The 15,627-nt window shown below is 41.1% G+C and carries 17 protein-coding genes and 1 tRNA gene; 1 reads left to right on the top strand and 17 read right to left on the bottom strand.

Annotation, left to right across the window (positions count from 1 at the left end; genetic code table 11):
• Position 1: 1 nt before the first annotated feature.
• From LF822_RS14615 to LF822_RS14570, 10 genes are all read right to left on the bottom strand, one after another.
• Positions 2-586, bottom strand: coding sequence for a YdcF family protein (locus tag LF822_RS14615; protein WP_253924798.1), 585 nt, complete (start codon positions 584-586; stop codon positions 2-4).
• Positions 587-681: 95 nt separating this feature from the next.
• The gene (gene eno, locus LF822_RS14610) at positions 682-1,968 is read right to left on the bottom strand and encodes a phosphopyruvate hydratase (RefSeq protein ID WP_253924797.1); all 1,287 of its coding nucleotides are present in this window, start codon (positions 1,966-1,968) and stop codon (positions 682-684) included.
• 2 nt (positions 1,969-1,970) lie between these two features.
• Complete coding sequence (gpmI, locus tag LF822_RS14605) at positions 1,971-3,518, bottom strand: 2,3-bisphosphoglycerate-independent phosphoglycerate mutase (protein ID WP_253924796.1); 1,548 nt, start codon at positions 3,516-3,518, stop codon at positions 1,971-1,973.
• Positions 3,511-4,272: a triose-phosphate isomerase gene (gene tpiA, locus LF822_RS14600; protein ID WP_253924795.1), complete on the bottom strand. Its 762-nt coding sequence runs from the start codon at positions 4,270-4,272 to the stop codon at positions 3,511-3,513. The genes gpmI and tpiA overlap by 8 nt, the downstream gene beginning before the upstream one ends.
• Positions 4,273-4,291: 19 nt before the next feature.
• Positions 4,292-5,473 (bottom strand): phosphoglycerate kinase, encoded by a 1,182-nt coding sequence (locus LF822_RS14595; RefSeq protein WP_253924794.1) that lies wholly within the window; start codon positions 5,471-5,473, stop codon positions 4,292-4,294.
• A gap of 177 nt (positions 5,474-5,650) precedes the next feature.
• Positions 5,651-6,658, bottom strand: coding sequence for a type I glyceraldehyde-3-phosphate dehydrogenase (gap, locus tag LF822_RS14590; RefSeq protein WP_253924793.1), 1,008 nt, complete (start codon positions 6,656-6,658; stop codon positions 5,651-5,653).
• A 36-nt stretch (positions 6,659-6,694) separates the two neighbouring features.
• Positions 6,695-7,723 (bottom strand): sugar-binding transcriptional regulator, encoded by a 1,029-nt coding sequence (locus LF822_RS14585; protein ID WP_253924955.1) that lies wholly within the window; start codon positions 7,721-7,723, stop codon positions 6,695-6,697.
• Between the two features lie 154 nt (positions 7,724-7,877).
• Entirely contained in the window at positions 7,878-8,111 is a 234-nt protein-coding gene (locus LF822_RS14580; RefSeq protein ID WP_253924792.1) for a glutaredoxin family protein, read from the bottom strand.
• 46 nt (positions 8,112-8,157) lie between these two features.
• Entirely contained in the window at positions 8,158-8,388 is a 231-nt protein-coding gene (locus LF822_RS14575; protein WP_253924791.1) for a hypothetical protein, read from the bottom strand.
• Between the two features lie 236 nt (positions 8,389-8,624).
• Positions 8,625-8,700 (bottom strand) — tRNA-Arg (locus tag LF822_RS14570).
• Between the two features lie 227 nt (positions 8,701-8,927).
• Here LF822_RS14570 and clpP point away from each other — a divergent pair.
• Positions 8,928-9,515, top strand: a complete 588-nt coding sequence (clpP, locus tag LF822_RS14565; protein ID WP_101843094.1) for an ATP-dependent Clp endopeptidase proteolytic subunit ClpP — start codon at positions 8,928-8,930, stop codon at positions 9,513-9,515.
• Between the two features lie 120 nt (positions 9,516-9,635).
• Here the strand turns inward: clpP and LF822_RS14560 are convergent, their stop codons facing one another.
• The 7 genes from LF822_RS14560 to LF822_RS14530 all read right to left on the bottom strand — a co-directional run bounded on the left by LF822_RS14560 (position 9,636) and on the right by LF822_RS14530 (position 15,609).
• Complete coding sequence (locus LF822_RS14560) at positions 9,636-9,890, bottom strand: HPr family phosphocarrier protein (RefSeq protein ID WP_253924790.1); 255 nt, start codon at positions 9,888-9,890, stop codon at positions 9,636-9,638.
• A gap of 128 nt (positions 9,891-10,018) precedes the next feature.
• Positions 10,019-10,975, bottom strand: coding sequence for a DNA-binding protein WhiA (gene whiA / locus LF822_RS14555; protein WP_253924789.1), 957 nt, complete (start codon positions 10,973-10,975; stop codon positions 10,019-10,021).
• Positions 10,976-11,001: 26 nt separating this feature from the next.
• Positions 11,002-11,955, bottom strand: coding sequence for a gluconeogenesis factor YvcK family protein (locus LF822_RS14550; protein WP_253924788.1), 954 nt, complete (start codon positions 11,953-11,955; stop codon positions 11,002-11,004).
• A gap of 3 nt (positions 11,956-11,958) precedes the next feature.
• Positions 11,959-12,843 carry an RNase adapter RapZ gene (gene rapZ / locus LF822_RS14545; RefSeq protein WP_253924787.1) on the bottom strand — a complete coding sequence of 295 codons (885 nt, stop codon included), beginning with the start codon at positions 12,841-12,843 and terminating at the stop codon, positions 11,959-11,961.
• A gap of 16 nt (positions 12,844-12,859) precedes the next feature.
• Positions 12,860-13,327, bottom strand: coding sequence for an 8-oxo-dGTP diphosphatase (locus LF822_RS14540; protein ID WP_253924786.1), 468 nt, complete (start codon positions 13,325-13,327; stop codon positions 12,860-12,862).
• A gap of 233 nt (positions 13,328-13,560) precedes the next feature.
• On the bottom strand, positions 13,561-14,511 hold the full coding sequence (gene trxB, locus LF822_RS14535) for a thioredoxin-disulfide reductase (protein ID WP_253924785.1): 951 nt from the start codon (positions 14,509-14,511) through the stop codon (positions 13,561-13,563).
• Between the two features lie 81 nt (positions 14,512-14,592).
• Complete coding sequence (locus LF822_RS14530) at positions 14,593-15,609, bottom strand: tetratricopeptide repeat protein (RefSeq protein WP_253924784.1); 1,017 nt, start codon at positions 15,607-15,609, stop codon at positions 14,593-14,595.
• Positions 15,610-15,627 lie beyond the last annotated feature (18 nt).

Here is a 15,627-nt window from a genome sequence, read left to right as displayed (position 1 = left end):
ATTAGTCTTTGAAAACTTGAATAAATGGATCAGCGATATAATACAGCCACTCCTGCATAAAAAAAGGTATTTTTGTTTCCCATGATTGATAGGCAGAATACTTTGTCGGTACACCTATTGCATTCATTCCCTTATCTTCTGCAAGGTTCACGGCCCTTTTTAAATGAAAAGTGTCGCTGACCAGAAGAATGGACGTAATCTTCTCTTTCTCTATTAGAGTCTCTGCATTTGATAAATTTTCTTCAGTTACCATAGACTTATCCTCAACAATTATATCTTTTTTGGGTATACCCCACTCGATGGCATAGTCTCTGCCAGCTTCGCCTTCTGAAGTTACAGAGCCTTCTGATGCGCCCCCGGTTACAATTAAATAATCGACCTGCCCCTCTTTATAAAGTTCAATACCTTGCTTAAGTCTTCCTTCAAACACGGGACTTGGTTTCCCATTCCATTGTGCTGCCCCAAGTACCATAGCAGCGTCAGCATTTGCTTCAGTATTTCCTTGACCATAAGTCCAAATCGAATATCCTGTATAACCTACATAAATTAGCAGGATGATTATTAATAGTTGTATAATTTTCTTCATGCTGGATAACTCCTAAACGTAATCTATTTCCTATCATACAGGAAAATATAATAAAAAGCCTCCCTCGATTGTACGAGAGAGGCCGAATTTAAGAATTATTTATCCAGGTTATAGAATGCCTGGTTTCCAGCATAGTTAGCTGTGCCAAGCAGCTGGTCTTCGATACGAAGAAGCTGGTTGTACTTCGCAACACGATCTGTACGTGATGGAGCGCCTGTTTTAATTTGACCTGCGTTTGTTGCTACAGCGATATCCGCAATCGTTGCATCTTCTGTTTCACCAGAACGGTGAGAGATTACTGCCGTATATCCTGCACGCTTAGCCATCTCAATAGCTTCGAACGTTTCTGTAAGACTTCCGATTTGGTTTACTTTGATTAGGATAGAGTTGCCAACGCCTTCTTTAATCGCACGGCTCAGCTTTTTCGTATTGGTTACGAACAGGTCATCGCCAACAAGCTGCACGCGGTCTCCGATACGATCAGTTAGAAGTTTCGTACCTTCCCAGTCATTTTCATCCAAACCATCTTCAATAGAAACGATTGGATACTTATTAACAAGCTCCTCATACCAGTCAACCATTTCTTCTGAAGTACGAACAACACCTTCACCTTTAAGGTTATATTTGCCGTCTTCGTAAATTTCTGAAGAGGCTACATCCATCGCAAGACGGACTTCTTCATCCGGTTTATATCCTGCTTCTTCAATCGCTTCAATGATCGTAGATAAAGCTTCTTCGTTGGAGCCCAGGTTTGGAGCGAATCCGCCTTCATCTCCTACACCAGTGTTATACCCTTTAGACTTAAGAACTTTTTTCAAAGCGTGGAAAATTTCCGCACCCATGCGTACGGCTTCTTTAAAAGTCGGAGCACCAACAGGCATAACCATGAATTCTTGAATATCTACATTGTTATCAGCGTGCTCACCGCCATTTAAAATATTCATCATTGGCGTTGGAAGTGTGGATGCAGTGAATCCTCCAAGGTATTTGTAAAGTGGAAGATCAAGTACATCTGCAGCTGCGTGAGCAACAGCCATAGAAACACCAAGGATTGCATTAGCACCAAGGTTTCCTTTGTTTTCTGTACCATCCAGCTCAATCATCATTTGGTCAATGATCACCTGTTGAGTAACGTCCATCCCTAATAGGTTTGGCGCAATTTTTTCATTTACATTATCTACAGCTTTTTGAACACCTTTACCAAGATAACGGTCTTTATCTCCGTCGCGTAGTTCTACTGCTTCATATTCACCTGTAGATGCACCGCTTGGTACAAGCGCGCTTCCGAAAGCTCCGGATTCTGTATACACTTCAACTTCTACAGTTGGGTTACCACGGGAGTCTAGTACTTCACGTGCGTAAACGTCAGTAATATATGGCATAATTATTTCTCTCCTTTAATTAATGATTTTCCTGTCATTTCTTCTGGTTGTTTAACTTCTAATAGCTGTAAAAGGGTTGGGGAAAGGTCTCCAAGTACCCCGTCTTCCCTTAACTCTACATTACCCTTCGTCACAATTACGGGTACAGGATTCGTAGTATGGGCTGTCATAGCATTTCCTTCTAAGGTCGTCACCTCGTCAGAGTTCCCATGATCAGCAGTTATAATGGCTTGTCCGCCTTTATCATGAATCTTATCGACAATCCGCCCTAAGCACTCGTCAACGGCTTCAATTGCTTTAACAGTCGGCTCCAGCTTCCCTGAGTGACCTACCATATCCGGATTTGCGAAATTTAGGATAATCGCATTGTGCTTGTCGGCATCGAGTTCCGCAAGTAAAGCATCCGTTACTTCATAAGCACTCATTTCAGGCTTTAAGTCATAAGTGGCGACTTTAGGAGAATCGATAAGGATGCGCTCTTCCCCATCAAATTTATCTTCCCGTCCTCCACTCATGAAGAATGTCACATGAGGATATTTTTCCGTTTCAGCAATCCTTAATTGCTTCAGACCGTTATGAGCTAAGACTTCACCGACTGTATTTTTTAGATCGTTTGGCGGAAAAGCTACTTTACTATTTACTGCATCACTATATTGAGTCATGCCGATAAAATAAAGATTTTTTGGAGCTTTATCTCCTCGTTCAAAGTCTTCAAAATTATCGTTAGCAAAGGAGCGGGACAATTGGATGGCACGGTCAGGACGGAAATTGTAAAAGATAATTGTATCTTCATCCTTCATATTCCCAACAGGCTCTCCAGCCTCATCCGTTACTACGAAAGGTTCTACAAATTCATCGTATATTTCTTTTTCATACGATTCCTCAATCGCCTGAATCGGATCGGAATAATTAGGACCTTTACCGTAAGCAATAGCATCATAGGACTTCTTCACACGCTCCCAGCGATTATCCCGGTCCATTGCATAGTAACGGCCGCCAATTGTAGCAAATTGACCAATCCCGATTTCTTTCATTTTCTCCTGAGCATCCCCAATGAATTTCTTCGCGGACTGCTGATCTACGTCCCGGCCATCGAGAAAACCGTGAACATAAACCTTATCTACTTCATATTCCTTCGCTAACTTTAAAAGAGCATACATGTGATCAATATGACTGTGGATACCGCCATCAGAAAGCAGCCCAAACACGTGTAGAGCTTTATTATTGTCTTTAGCATGTTTCACAGCATTTACAAGCTCTTCATTCTTCTTAAACTCTTCTTCCCGAATAGACAAATTGATCCGAGTTAAACTCTGATAAACTACCCGGCCGGCACCGATATTCAAGTGACCTACCTCAGAGTTGCCCATCTGCCCCTCTGGGAGTCCAACTGCTTCTCCACTTGCCTGAAGCTGGGAATGAGGGAACTGATTCCAATATCGATCAAAGTTAGGCGTGTCAGCCTGCTTAACGGCATTACCCTTCTCTTCATCACGAAGAGCATAGCCGTCAAGAATAATTAACGCAGCTAAGTTTTGCTTACTACTCATGCTTACCTGCCTCCACTAGTTTTAAGAAAGAATCTGCTTCTAAACTAGCTCCACCGACAAGCGCTCCATCGATATCGGATTGAGAGAGAAGTTCATCAACATTCGCCGGCTTAACACTTCCGCCATACTGAATACGTACTTCATCTGCAACTTCTGAGCCGTAGAAATCAATTAAAACCCTGCGGATGTGTGTGCAGACTTCATTCGCCTGCTCTGAAGTAGCTGTACGGCCAGTACCAATCGCCCAAATAGGTTCATAGGCTACAATAACTTTTGATGCCTGCTCATCTGTTAAGCCTTCAAAAGCTTGTTTCACTTGATTTTCCACATGATCCATTGTTTGATCTGCTTCACGCTGGTCGAGAGATTCACCTACACAGACTATTGGAGTCAAGTCATGATTAAAAGCAGCATGTACTTTTTTGTTTACTTCTTCATCAGTCTCTTTAAAAATTTCACGACGCTCAGAGTGTCCAATAACGACATATTTAACTCCAAGTTCTTTAAGCATTACAGGACTTACTTCACCTGTGAAAGCACCGTTTTCTTCATAGTGCATATTTTGAGCACCAATTTTCACAGATGTACCTTTGGTCTCTTCTACCAGCTTTTGTAGAAAAGGAAATGGAGCACAAACGACGGATTCAACTTGATCCGAAGACGGAACTTCATTTTTAACTGTTTGAATAAAATCTTCCGCTTCCGTATGCGTTTTGTTCATTTTCCAGTTTCCTGCAATTACTTGTTTACGCATGATTTCATCACTCTCCTAATTATTTATCGTTGAGTAGTGCAACTCCTGGAAGTTCTTTTCCTTCCATAAATTCTAAAGAAGCTCCACCGCCTGTAGATACGTGATCCATGTCATCTGCATAACCGAATTTCTCTACTGCAGCCGCGGAATCTCCCCCTCCAATAACAGTATAACCTTCTGTTGTGGAAAGTGCCTGCGCTACATCTTTCGTACCGTTCGCAAAAGTTTCCAGTTCGAATACTCCCATTGGACCGTTCCAGATGACGAGTTTAGACTCTTTTATAATTTTAGAGTACTTATCGCGGGTTTTCGGACCGATATCCAAGGCTTCCCAATCAGCGGGGATGCTGTCAATATCGACTTCCTTGGTATTAGCAGAATCGGAGAAGTCATCAGCAACTATGACGTCTTCAGGCATAACGAAATCTACACCTTTTTCTTCTGCTTTCTTCATATATTCTTTCGCCAGGTCAATTTTGTCTTTTTCAAGTAAAGACTTGCCGACTTCATGGCCCTGTGCTTTAACAAACGTATAAGCAAGACCTCCACCGATAATTAAGTGATCTACTTTATCAATTAAGTTATCAATTACACCGATTTTATCTTTAACTTTTGCCCCGCCAATGATGGCAGTAAAAGGGCGTTCCGGGTTCGATAAAGCTTTTCCAAGAACATTGATTTCCTTCTCCATTAAGAATCCTGCCACGGCCGGGATATACTCCGCTACACCTGCAGTAGAAGCATGGGCACGGTGGGCAGCTCCAAAGGCGTCATTTACATAAAGATCAGCCATATCCGCAAAAGCCTTCGCCAATTCCGGATCATTCTTCTCTTCACCTGGATGGAAACGAACATTCTCCACTAACAGGATGTCTCCATTTTCCATTTCAGAGATTGCCTTGTTTACTTCGTCACCATAAACCTCATCCGTCTTTGTCACCGTTTTACCTACTAGATCGCTAAGACGTTTAGCCACTGGATCAAGCCGAAGCTCTTCTACTGCTTCTCCTTTAGGTCGTCCAAGGTGACTGGCAAGAATCACTTTTGCGCCATTTCCAGTCAGGTGCTCGATGGTTGGGACTGCTGCTTTAATTCTTGTATCATCTGTAACTTCCCCACCACTCATAGGCACGTTAAAGTCGACGCGGCAGAACACCGTCTTCCCTTGTACTACTACATCACGAATTGTTTTTTTATTCATGAATGACACCCTCCTCTTTTAGTCAAATACTGCCCTTATCCATTATGTACATTTCCACAAACTGTACCTGTAAAAACACATGAACAAGGAATACTTTTAAACATGGATAAAGGAGGAGGACATGAGACCCCCTCCTTTAAAATAGTTACTTAGTATGACCAATCAATGGTTTTTGTATTAAAGTCCTTGCTTCTTAAGGAAAGCAGCAAGATCTACACAACGGTTTGAGTAACCAAACTCATTGTCGTACCAGGAAACAACTTTAACCATGTTGTTTTCAAGAGTTAGAGTAGATTGTGCATCAATTACTGAAGAGTAAGTGCTTCCGTTGTAATCAGAGGAAACCAGTGCTTCGTCGCTGTACCCGAGGATGCCTTTAAGTTCTCCTTCAGCTTCTGCTTTAAGAGCTTCGTTCACCTGCTCTGCAGTCACGTCCTGATCAAGTTCAGCTACTAAGTCAACGATAGAAACGTTCTTCGTTGGAACACGCATAGCCATACCAGTCAAACGACCTTCTAATTCAGGAAGAACTTTAGCTACTGCCTGGGCAGCACCTGTTGTAGTTGGAATAATGTTTTCAGCTGCCGCACGTGCACGACGATAGTCTTTGTGTGGAAGATCAAGAATCTGCTGATCGTTCGTGTAAGAGTGTACTGTAGTCATCATACCGCGCTTAAGGCCGAATTTGTCGTTAAGAACCTTTGCGTATGGTGCTAAACAGTTTGTTGTACAAGACGCGTTAGAGATTACATCATGCTCATCTTTGTTGTAATCTTTTTCGTTAACACCCATAACTACTGTAAAGTCTTCACCTTTAGCCGGTGCAGAAATAACTACTTTCTTAGCTCCTGCTTCAAGGTGTTTTCTAGCATCTTCCCCTTGAGTGAAGCGGCCGGTTGATTCAATAACAACTTCTACACCAAGATCTCCCCATCCAAGCTGAGCTGGATCTTTTTCAGAGATTACTTTAATTTCCTTGCCGCCTACTACCAGGTTGTCTCCGTTAACAGTAACTTCTTGATCAAGTTTACCGTGTACAGTGTCATACTGCAGCAAGTGAGCCAGCATATTAGCATCTGTTAAATCGTTAACAGCTACTACTTCTACCTCGTCGTTATTTAAAGATGCACGAAATACGTTACGTCCAATACGGCCGAAACCGTTAATTCCTACTTTTACAGTCATTCAAAATTCCTCCTTGAATTTAATAAAAAATTTATCTTAAAGGGACGAATCCCTTAAAAGCTCTTGTGCAGCCCCTTCATCTGTGATGAGAACATTACTCTGCCCCGGTTTGAAATAAGATTCTATTGCTCGAGCTTTTGAATGTCCGCCCGCAACTGCAATAATATTTCTGGCATATTTCAAATCTTCCAGCTGCAAGCCGACCGTCTTCACCTTGTGAACGATCTCACCCTGCTGGTTGAAATAATAACCAAACGCCTCCCCAACTGCACTGCTCTCTTGAATCTTTTCCATTTCGCCTTTTGAAGTCTTCCTGCGTTCTGCCATAGTCACAGCTTCACCGACGCCGTGTATAACAATATCCGCATTTCGAATCATGTTGAGAATTTCCTTTACCGAAGGTTCTTCGATTATCGTTTGATAAGAACTCTCACTTAGGGGATCAGGAACGTAAAGCAGACGGTAGTCACCTTTAGCTTTTTTAGCCATTTCTGCGCAAATCGTGTTAGCCTGATTCTCTACACGCTCGCCTAACCCTCCTCTAGCGGGAACGAACATACAATGTTCAGCTTCAGTCAGCGGTATCATCTTTTCCGCTACCGCTGCCATAGTTGTACCTCCCGTAATCGCTACGGTGTTGTTAGGCTTTAATCTGCTTTGCAAAAAGGTGACACAGGCTTTTCCCATTTCATGTTTTACCCAATCCAGCTCATCACTATCCCCGGGAACTACTACGACATGATCTAAATTTAATTTTTCCCTTAAACGGTTTTCTAAAACCTTAATGCCCGTCACGTCTTTAATAAACTCTGAGAGCTGTTCAAGAATGCTTTGTCCCTCATAGGTCAAGTGCATGCCTCTGGATGTTATTTCTAATGCACCCAGCTTATTAAGATAATCCACTTCACTACGAACAGTTCTCTCAGCCAGCTCTATGTTTTCTGATAAAGTCCTTCTCCCGACCGGCTGCATGAGCTGTATGTAGTGAAGCAGCTGGTAACGCCGCTGCATGATTTCAAGAACATCTGGAAATAATTTTTTCTGTAGATCAATTAAAGCTCTCATCGTAATAGCTCCTTTAAAATTGTGAAATACATCGACCGGGGTAAATGCGTCCCAGGCAGTCATATTCTGTCCCACTAGGAGCAAAAAAATATCCTATTCACCTATTATATTAACAGTGTGAATTTGCCTGCGCAAGTTATAAAATCGCTCCCTGTCAATGTAAACGCTCTCTTACAGCGGAGAGGTCCAGATGACGGTATTCCAATTCTTCGCCGTTAATAACGAGAACAGGAATCTCCAGCATAAATTTATGCTCCAATTCTATATTACCCTCAATATCGATTTTACTAACATCTATTATGTAATCTTCTTGAAGAATTTCGATTAAGCTTTCCACCTCGTCACACAAGCTGCAGCTTTCCTTTCTGTAAACAATGATTTTATTCATTTATACCCCTCCTGTTTCATAGAAAAGATGAATTAAAAAGGACACGTTAAGAAACGTGCCCCTTGCTTTTATCATAATATCCATGTTCAATTTTAAATTTTTTCGTGTCTAGAAATTCAGATAGTTCTTCTTCACTATCAAGTCTTTCGGGTGATCGTTTCATTGAATCGAAATTAAACGATAAATTACGTTGGTTTAACATATCAAAGACATGTATTCTACGATCTTCTGAAACTTTTTCGGTCGACACAATTTTAAATCGAAGAATGTTTGTCATAAAAACTCCTTTTCTTATAAAAACGAGCAACAGTTACTGCCCCAACATCCACAATAACACATATTCTTTTTTTTACAACCCACTATTATATTGAACAAACAAAAATGATAACACGCAAGGTTTGTCCCAAGGTATAATACAGTTATTTTCTCCCTCTAAGTTAAATTACGTTATATCAGAATAATAAAATTCCGCAAAAAATAACCCAGGCTGATTAAGCCTGGGATTATATTCAGCGCGCCCGAGAGGATTCGAACCTCCGACAGACGTAGAACCGGAATCTACCGCTCTATCCAACTGAGCTACGGGCGCAAAAGAAAAACTGCAAGATCTATTATACTTAGGAATCGCTGGAAAAGCAAGACGGATTCGTCAAATTTTCTTTAAACATAGCTGGATATTCATACGTTTATCCAAGAAAAATTAGGGAAAGATGGTAGAAGAAATATATCAAAGGGTTTTGTTTGACCTTTTCTGACCTTAATTGTATTATAAAATTACATTCCATCATAAAGGTATGATAATAAGGAGGAATTGAAATGAATTTAGTCCCTACAGTTATTGAACAAACGAACAGAGGAGAGCGTGCGTATGACATTTATTCACGCTTGCTTAAAGACCGTATTATTATGTTAGGTGCACCGATTGACGACAACATCTCAAACTCTGTTGTAGCTCAGCTACTATTCTTAGCAGCTGATGATCCAGATAAAGATATCTCTCTTTATATTAACTCACCAGGCGGATCCATTACGGCAGGTATGGCAATTTTTGATACGATGCAGTTTATTAAGCCGGATGTATCTACAATCTGCACGGGAATGGCCGCTTCTATGGGCGCCTTTTTGTTAAATGCAGGTACAAAAGGAAAACGCTACGCACTGCCTAACAGTGAAGTAATGATTCACCAGCCTTTAGGAGGCACACAAGGTCAGGCGGCTGATATTGAGATCCACGCAAAACGAATTATTAAAATGCGTGAAAAATTAAATCAGATATTATCTGAAAGAACCGGCCAGCCAATTGAAGTAATTGAGCGTGATACTGATCGTGATAACTTCATGTCAGCCCATGAAGCCGTAGATTATGGATTAATTGATAAGGTAATGGAAAAAACAAACGAATAATTAGTAAAATCAAGCCCCCGTTAAGTTGTTCTAAACGGGGGCTTTTTCATGAGGCTGTTCTCTTATGTAATATGAGAACGTTCCCTTAATCATTCTGTTCATTTTTTCACATAAACGCTTTTAGGTCTGCTTCACAAATTCAGTAAGCTGTTTAATCACTTCTTCTTCATCAGACCCATCGACAATCAGCTTAACTTCTTCCCCTTGACCTACCGCTAAACTCATTAATCCCATAATGCTTTTGGCGTTAATTCTTTTTTGGTCCTTTTCAATAAACACATCAGAGGAATAACGGTTGGCAAGCTGTACAAACTGTGCTGCCGGTCGTGCCTGCAACCCTGTGTCTAAGTCAATAACTATCGTTTGTTCCTTCATCTATCATTCTCCTTCCATACATCAACAATTATCGTGAAAGCGCATTCAATTGGTTTAAATAAAGAACGCTACTCTAAAGAGTGCGCTCTTAGTTGAATTCATTATAGCATGATTCACTGCTTTTTACACTATTTTTGGCTACTTTCCTGGATATCACCGCGTCTGACTTTGTCTGCAAATTCATCAATCTTCCGCAGTCGGTGGTTAATGCCTGATTTACTGATTGGAGATCCTGTCACTAATTCGCCTAACTCCTTAAGCGAAACCTCTTGATGGTCATAGCGGAGACGAGCAATTTCCTGCAGTTTATCGGGGAGAGCTTCAAGCCCTACTGTATTTTTAATAAATTTAATGTTTTCCACCTGACGGAAGGCAGCACCTATTGTTTTATTTAAATTAGCTGTTTCACAGTTCACTAAGCGATTCACAGAATTTCTCATATCCCTTACAATACGTACATCTTCAAATTTAAAAAGCGCCTGGTGAGCTCCAATATTACTAATAAGCTCTGTAATCTTTTCAGCTTCTTTGATATACGTAATATAGCCTTTTTTTCTTTCAAGCGTACGTGCACGAAGTCCAAAACTGTTCATAAGCTCACACAACGCATCGTTATGCTCTTTATCTGAGGAGTAAATCTCCAGATGATAAGAGGAGGTTTCTGGATTATTGACAGAACCTCCAGCAAGAAATGCTCCTCGTAAATAGGCTCTTTTGCAGCATGTGGTCTTTAAATATTTTTTAGGAATCTCCGGGTTAATCGTTAGAGGACCATCCAGAATTTCCAGATCATTTAAAACCTTCTCTGCATTTTCCTTCATTCTTACAATATAGACATTATTTTTTTTAAGCCTCATTTTTTTTCGCACAAGCAGTTCAACAGGATACGGATACAGTTTCTTAAATAGGGTGTAAATCCTTCTTGCTATCGCCGCATTCTCAGTCTGTACATCTAATAAATAACTTTGATTCGACAAAGAAAACGTCCCGTTCATACGTACCATAGCAGCAAGTTCAGACTCATTACAGCATTCATCAGCCTCTACATTTGTCAGCTCTTTCTTAATCTCTGAAGCAAATGACATCAACGTTCACCCCCTTCAATCTTTTTCTAAATCATAGAGTACAATAAGTGGGCCAGTTTATTGGTATCGTGCCGTATCGTCGACTTATTTCTGTCTAAAATATCTTCTTCAATTACTTCAAGTCCCATCTTTCTCACACGGTCTATATCATAAATGACAGGCTCCGCGTTCTCTTCAGCGTATATTTTTCTGACAGCCGGAGAAATCGGCTGGTTGTGAACAATAATTGAATGAATGGTGCCCTTCCCAACGTGGTCATGCAGCGCCTGTACGTGATCCGCGGCAGAATAACCCGAAGTTTCCCCCTGCTGCGTCATTACATTACAAACATAGGTAACCTTTGCCTTTGTGTTTTGAATCGCCGCTCTAATTTCAGGAACGATAATGTTTGGCATTATACTCGTATACAAGCTTCCGGGTGCAATGACAACCAAATCGGCATCTTTAATGGCGTTAGTGGCTTCTGGAAGCGGCTGAATAGGCAGAGGGCTTACAAAAACACGTTTTATTTTTTTATTTTGTTTTGGAATATTCGACTCCCCTGACACAATCATGCCATCTTCCATTTCAGCGTGCAGGTTCATTGTGTGATTGGCTGTAGGGTATATGTTGCCACGAACATTTAGAACCTTCGAGATCTCTTTAATTCCATTATAAAAATCGCCGGTCATCGATGTCATAGCAGCTAAAAGCAGATTCCCCATAGAATGCCCTGAAAGACCATTTCCATTTACAAACCGGTGCTGAAATAAATCTAGAAGCATGGGCTCGGCATCAGATAATGCTGCGAGTACGTTTCGTATATCTCCAGGTGCAGGAATAGCAAGTTCAGTTCGTAACCTGCCTGAGCTGCCCCCGTCATCTGCTACAGTAACAATAGCAGAAAGATCAACCGGAAAATACTTCAGCCCCCTGAGGAGAACAGGCATACCTGTGCCCCCGCCAATCACGACCACTCGTGGTTTCTTTGAATGATTCATGAGTTACAGTCCCTTTCTTTTATCTATATCCCGGTGTGTTACATGAGTTGTGAAATCTTTTGAAAAATAATTAGAAAGATGCTCAGCTAAAGTTACTGAACGATGCTGTCCTCCTGTACATCCAATGGCAACTACAAGCTGGCTTTTTCCTTCTCTTCGGTATTGAGGCAGCATAAATTGCAATAAATCCGTTAGTTTTTCCAAGAACTTCTGTGTATCCGACCATTTGAGAACGTAGGAAGAAACTTCAGAATTAAGTCCGGTTAAAGGTCGCATCTGTTCGACATAGTGCGGATTAGGAAGAAAACGAACATCGAACATTAAATCTGCATCAATCGGAATGCCATATTTAAAGCCAAAGGAAACCAACTGCACAGAAAAAACCTGCTGCTCCCTTGCTTTAAATTGATCTAAAATTCGATCTCTCAATTCACGAGGCTTCAAGCTCGTTGTATGAATTATGGTTTGAGCCCGGCCTCTCAGCTCATCTAGTAATTTCCGCTCCTGACGAATCCCCTCCAGCGGCAGTCCCTCATGGGCCAGGGGATGAGACCTTCTTGTTTCTTTATAGCGTGAAACAAGCGCTTGGTCTTCGGCATCTAAAAATAGTATATGTGCTTCAAGCCAGTCTTCTTTCCCGACTTGATCCAGAGCATCGAATAATGCATCAAAGAATTCACGGCCGCGTAAATCCATAACTAAGGCCACGTTTCTAATATCATTCGTTGAATCCTTCATCAGTTCAAGAAATTTTGGGAGAAGAGCTGGTGGAAGGTTATCTACACAAAAGTACCCTAAATCCTCAAAGCTCTGTATAGCAACTGTTTTCCCCGCTCCAGACATCCCTGTAATAATAACTAATTGAGTATTTTGTTCTTTTTCTGCCATTTCAACCGCCCCCTGATTACTTAGGTCGAGAAGGATCCATATCCTGATCAATTAATTTAAAATCAGTTGTGTATACAAACGTACCATATAATTGGTCCTCACTATTTAAGATATGCTTAAAAATATAACGATCTCCTTCAGCCATTGGTTTATTCAGAACTTGGGCCACGTCCACCCATTCCAGTTCTCCCTCTTCGCTGAACTCAAGCAGTTCTCCATTAAATGATGTTGTTTGAAAGGTAAACATCATCCACTCCTGGACGGTCTGACCCTCTTCTTTCATAATGAATGTGAACGAACCTTTAAGTTCAGGGTCCGATATTTCCAGCCCGGTCTCTTCTTTAAATTCTCGTATGACAGAGTCCTTTATATTTTCACCGGCCTCCATCTTCCCCCCAGGAACCACATACCATCCCCGTCTAGGTTTTTTCAGCATTAATATTTTATTATTTACACGCAGAATGCAATTAGCAACACGTTGCACGATCTATTCACCTCTTCTTATCTATCCGAAGACATCTTTATCTATTATACAATGAATACGTGATTCGCCACAATGTTATACGGCATTAGATTGAAGCACAAAAAAAGGACACAGGTGAGGTCACCTGTGCCTAATAGAGATCTATCTATTAAAAGGGGGTCAATTAATCACTTTAAGTGTAACCCAAAATTGTTTCGTTCATGTTACAGAAGCGTTAAGAAGCAGTTACTTTTTTAGTTAACGACTTTTAATTCCTCTAACAGGTTTTCGATATAGTGTTGAACTGACTGAGCGGCAATACTGCCATCACCAGTCGCTGTTACAATCTGACGAAGTTCTTTCTCGCGAATATCCCCTGCGGCAAATACTCCGGGTACTTTAGTTTCCATACGTTCATCTGTTTCAATGTACCCTTGTTCATTTGTAATGCCTAAGGACTCAAATGGACCACTCAGAGGGTTCATTCCAATATAGATAAATGTACCATCTGTCTTAAATTCATATTCTTTGTCAGTTTTATTGTTGTGCAGAGTGACACTGCCTACTTTTCCATTCTCTTCATTTATTGTTTTCACTTCTGTATTCCAAATGAAGTCTATTTTATTATTGTCAAAAGCACGGTCCTGCAGTATCTTCTGGGCACGAAGCTCATCGCGGCGGTGAACAATTGTAACTTTGCTTGCGAAGCGGGTTAAATAAACCCCTTCTTCGACGGCAGAGTCTCCTCCGCCTACTACAACCAGTTCCTTATCTCTAAAGAACGCGCCGTCACAAACTGCGCAATAAGAAACACCGCGGCCGCCTAATTCTTTCTCACCTTGAACGCCTAATTCTTTATATTGAGCTCCGGTAGTAATAATTACACTGCGAGCTTTATATTCTTTAGAACCTGCTTTTACAGTTTTGTATTCTTTTCCCTCTATTATTTCTTTAATATCACCATAAGCATATTCAGCACCAAACTTTTTAGCATGCTCGAACATCTTATTGGAAAGGTCTGGTCCAAGGATGCTCTCAAATCCTGGATAATTCTCCACATCTTCTGTATTCGCCATCTGCCCGCCGGGAACCCCACGCTCAATCATCAGGGTATCGAGGTTTGCTCGTGACGTGTAAACAGCTGCTGTCATACCTGCAGGACCGGCACCTGCAATAATGACATCATAAATACGATCTTCTATCATGATGATCAACTCCTTACCTTCACTCTTCCTATTTTCTTTTCTTATCATAGTAAATTGTCGAAATGTAGTCCATTAATGTGCTTATTGATGATTCCACGGGCCGCCTTCCTCACTGAGGTGTGGAAACTGCTTACACCCTTTTTCCCATAACTGCAAAGCACGAGATGGCTTACCTGTCTGGTAGGAAGCAATGCTGAACCATTTATAATAGCCTCTCCTGCCTATTACTATTTTATTTTTCAACCCGCGAAAACGTTCAACAGCTTCCTCGTAGTAACCTGCCCTTGTCAGAGTTTCTGCAATAGCCAGCTTTTGCTGTTCATGCATAGGAAATACGTTTCGAAGCGGTTCAATATGATGCGATGCCAGGTTGCCTTCTTCATTTAACAAATAAAACGTAGCTAAGTTTACATGACTATGAATATCGCTGTTATCCGTATCCAGCCATTTCTTCTCTAATTCAATGGCTTTTTCTTCACTGCCGCTCTTAAACAAGGCAAAAGCGTATTGATGCTTTGCCAATCTGAACTCGGGAAACAGCTGCATCATTTCATGTAAAACAGGGATGGCTTTGTCCCACTCTTCATATTCCAGATGATAAAAGGCGGTCTCCTGATAAATGATTAATTCATCTTCGTCTTCAAATGCATAATCATCTTCAGCCTCATCTTCTTCTAAAGAGTTCAACATTTCCAAAAGCTGAGATGCTGCTTCCTGAAAGTCTCCATCTTCCTCCCGGTCCATGTATTTCTCTGCATATTTTTTTGCATCACTTAATAAACCAAGATGGGCGTAGTTATTAGCCATAAGGTAATAACAGTCTACATACTCTTCGCCAAAATTGGCCACAACTTCACTCAATACCTGGTTGGCGGCATGATAAGAGCCAACTTCCGTGTACACAACCGAAAGCTGGCAAGGGTAGAGCGGTTCGTCGGGTGATAATTCAATTGCTTTCTTTAACCATTTAACAGCCGAATCAAATCGTCTTTTTTTAAAGGCTTGAATGCCGTAAGAAAAATAGAAATTACCCGTTGGCAGGAACGGAATAATGTTAGACTGCTTTTCTGAAATGGTTGGATTCGGTGATGTCGTCATGACTGTCCTCCTACTTCC

The organism is Halobacillus sp. A5 (genome assembly GCF_024189315.1).
Taxonomy (GTDB): Bacteria; Bacillota; Bacilli; order Bacillales; family Halobacillaceae; genus Halobacillus_A.
Note: the sequence above shows the minus strand (reverse complement) of the source record. Positions and strands in the feature narration are given on the sequence as shown.

What these genes read in the sequence shown, in the direction of transcription:
- whiA (WP_253924789.1), bottom strand. Translation starts at nt 10,975, where the DNA reads ATGTCATTTGCTTCAGAGATTAAGAAAGAGCTGACAAATGTAGAGGCT.
- LF822_RS14615 (WP_253924798.1), bottom strand. Translation starts at nt 586, where the DNA reads ATGAAGAAAATTATACAACTATTAATAATCATCCTGCTAATTTATGTA.
- clpP (WP_101843094.1), top strand. Translation starts at nt 8,928, where the DNA reads ATGAATTTAGTCCCTACAGTTATTGAACAAACGAACAGAGGAGAGCGT.
- gpmI (WP_253924796.1), bottom strand. Translation starts at nt 3,518, where the DNA reads ATGAGTAGTAAGCAAAACTTAGCTGCGTTAATTATTCTTGACGGCTAT.
- tpiA (WP_253924795.1), bottom strand. Translation starts at nt 4,272, where the DNA reads ATGCGTAAACAAGTAATTGCAGGAAACTGGAAAATGAACAAAACGCAT.
- LF822_RS14530 (WP_253924784.1), bottom strand. Translation starts at nt 15,609, where the DNA reads ATGACGACATCACCGAATCCAACCATTTCAGAAAAGCAGTCTAACATT.
- LF822_RS14580 (WP_253924792.1), bottom strand. Translation starts at nt 8,111, where the DNA reads ATGAATAAAATCATTGTTTACAGAAAGGAAAGCTGCAGCTTGTGTGAC.
- LF822_RS14560 (WP_253924790.1), bottom strand. Translation starts at nt 9,890, where the DNA reads ATGAAGGAACAAACGATAGTTATTGACTTAGACACAGGGTTGCAGGCA.
- LF822_RS14575 (WP_253924791.1), bottom strand. Translation starts at nt 8,388, where the DNA reads ATGACAAACATTCTTCGATTTAAAATTGTGTCGACCGAAAAAGTTTCA.
- LF822_RS14585 (WP_253924955.1), bottom strand. Translation starts at nt 7,723, where the DNA reads ATGAGAGCTTTAATTGATCTACAGAAAAAATTATTTCCAGATGTTCTT.
- rapZ (WP_253924787.1), bottom strand. Translation starts at nt 12,843, where the DNA reads ATGGCAGAAAAAGAACAAAATACTCAATTAGTTATTATTACAGGGATG.
- eno (WP_253924797.1), bottom strand. Translation starts at nt 1,968, where the DNA reads ATGCCATATATTACTGACGTTTACGCACGTGAAGTACTAGACTCCCGT.
- LF822_RS14550 (WP_253924788.1), bottom strand. Translation starts at nt 11,955, where the DNA reads ATGAATCATTCAAAGAAACCACGAGTGGTCGTGATTGGCGGGGGCACA.
- gap (WP_253924793.1), bottom strand. Translation starts at nt 6,658, where the DNA reads ATGACTGTAAAAGTAGGAATTAACGGTTTCGGCCGTATTGGACGTAAC.
- LF822_RS14595 (WP_253924794.1), bottom strand. Translation starts at nt 5,473, where the DNA reads ATGAATAAAAAAACAATTCGTGATGTAGTAGTACAAGGGAAGACGGTG.
- trxB (WP_253924785.1), bottom strand. Translation starts at nt 14,511, where the DNA reads ATGATAGAAGATCGTATTTATGATGTCATTATTGCAGGTGCCGGTCCT.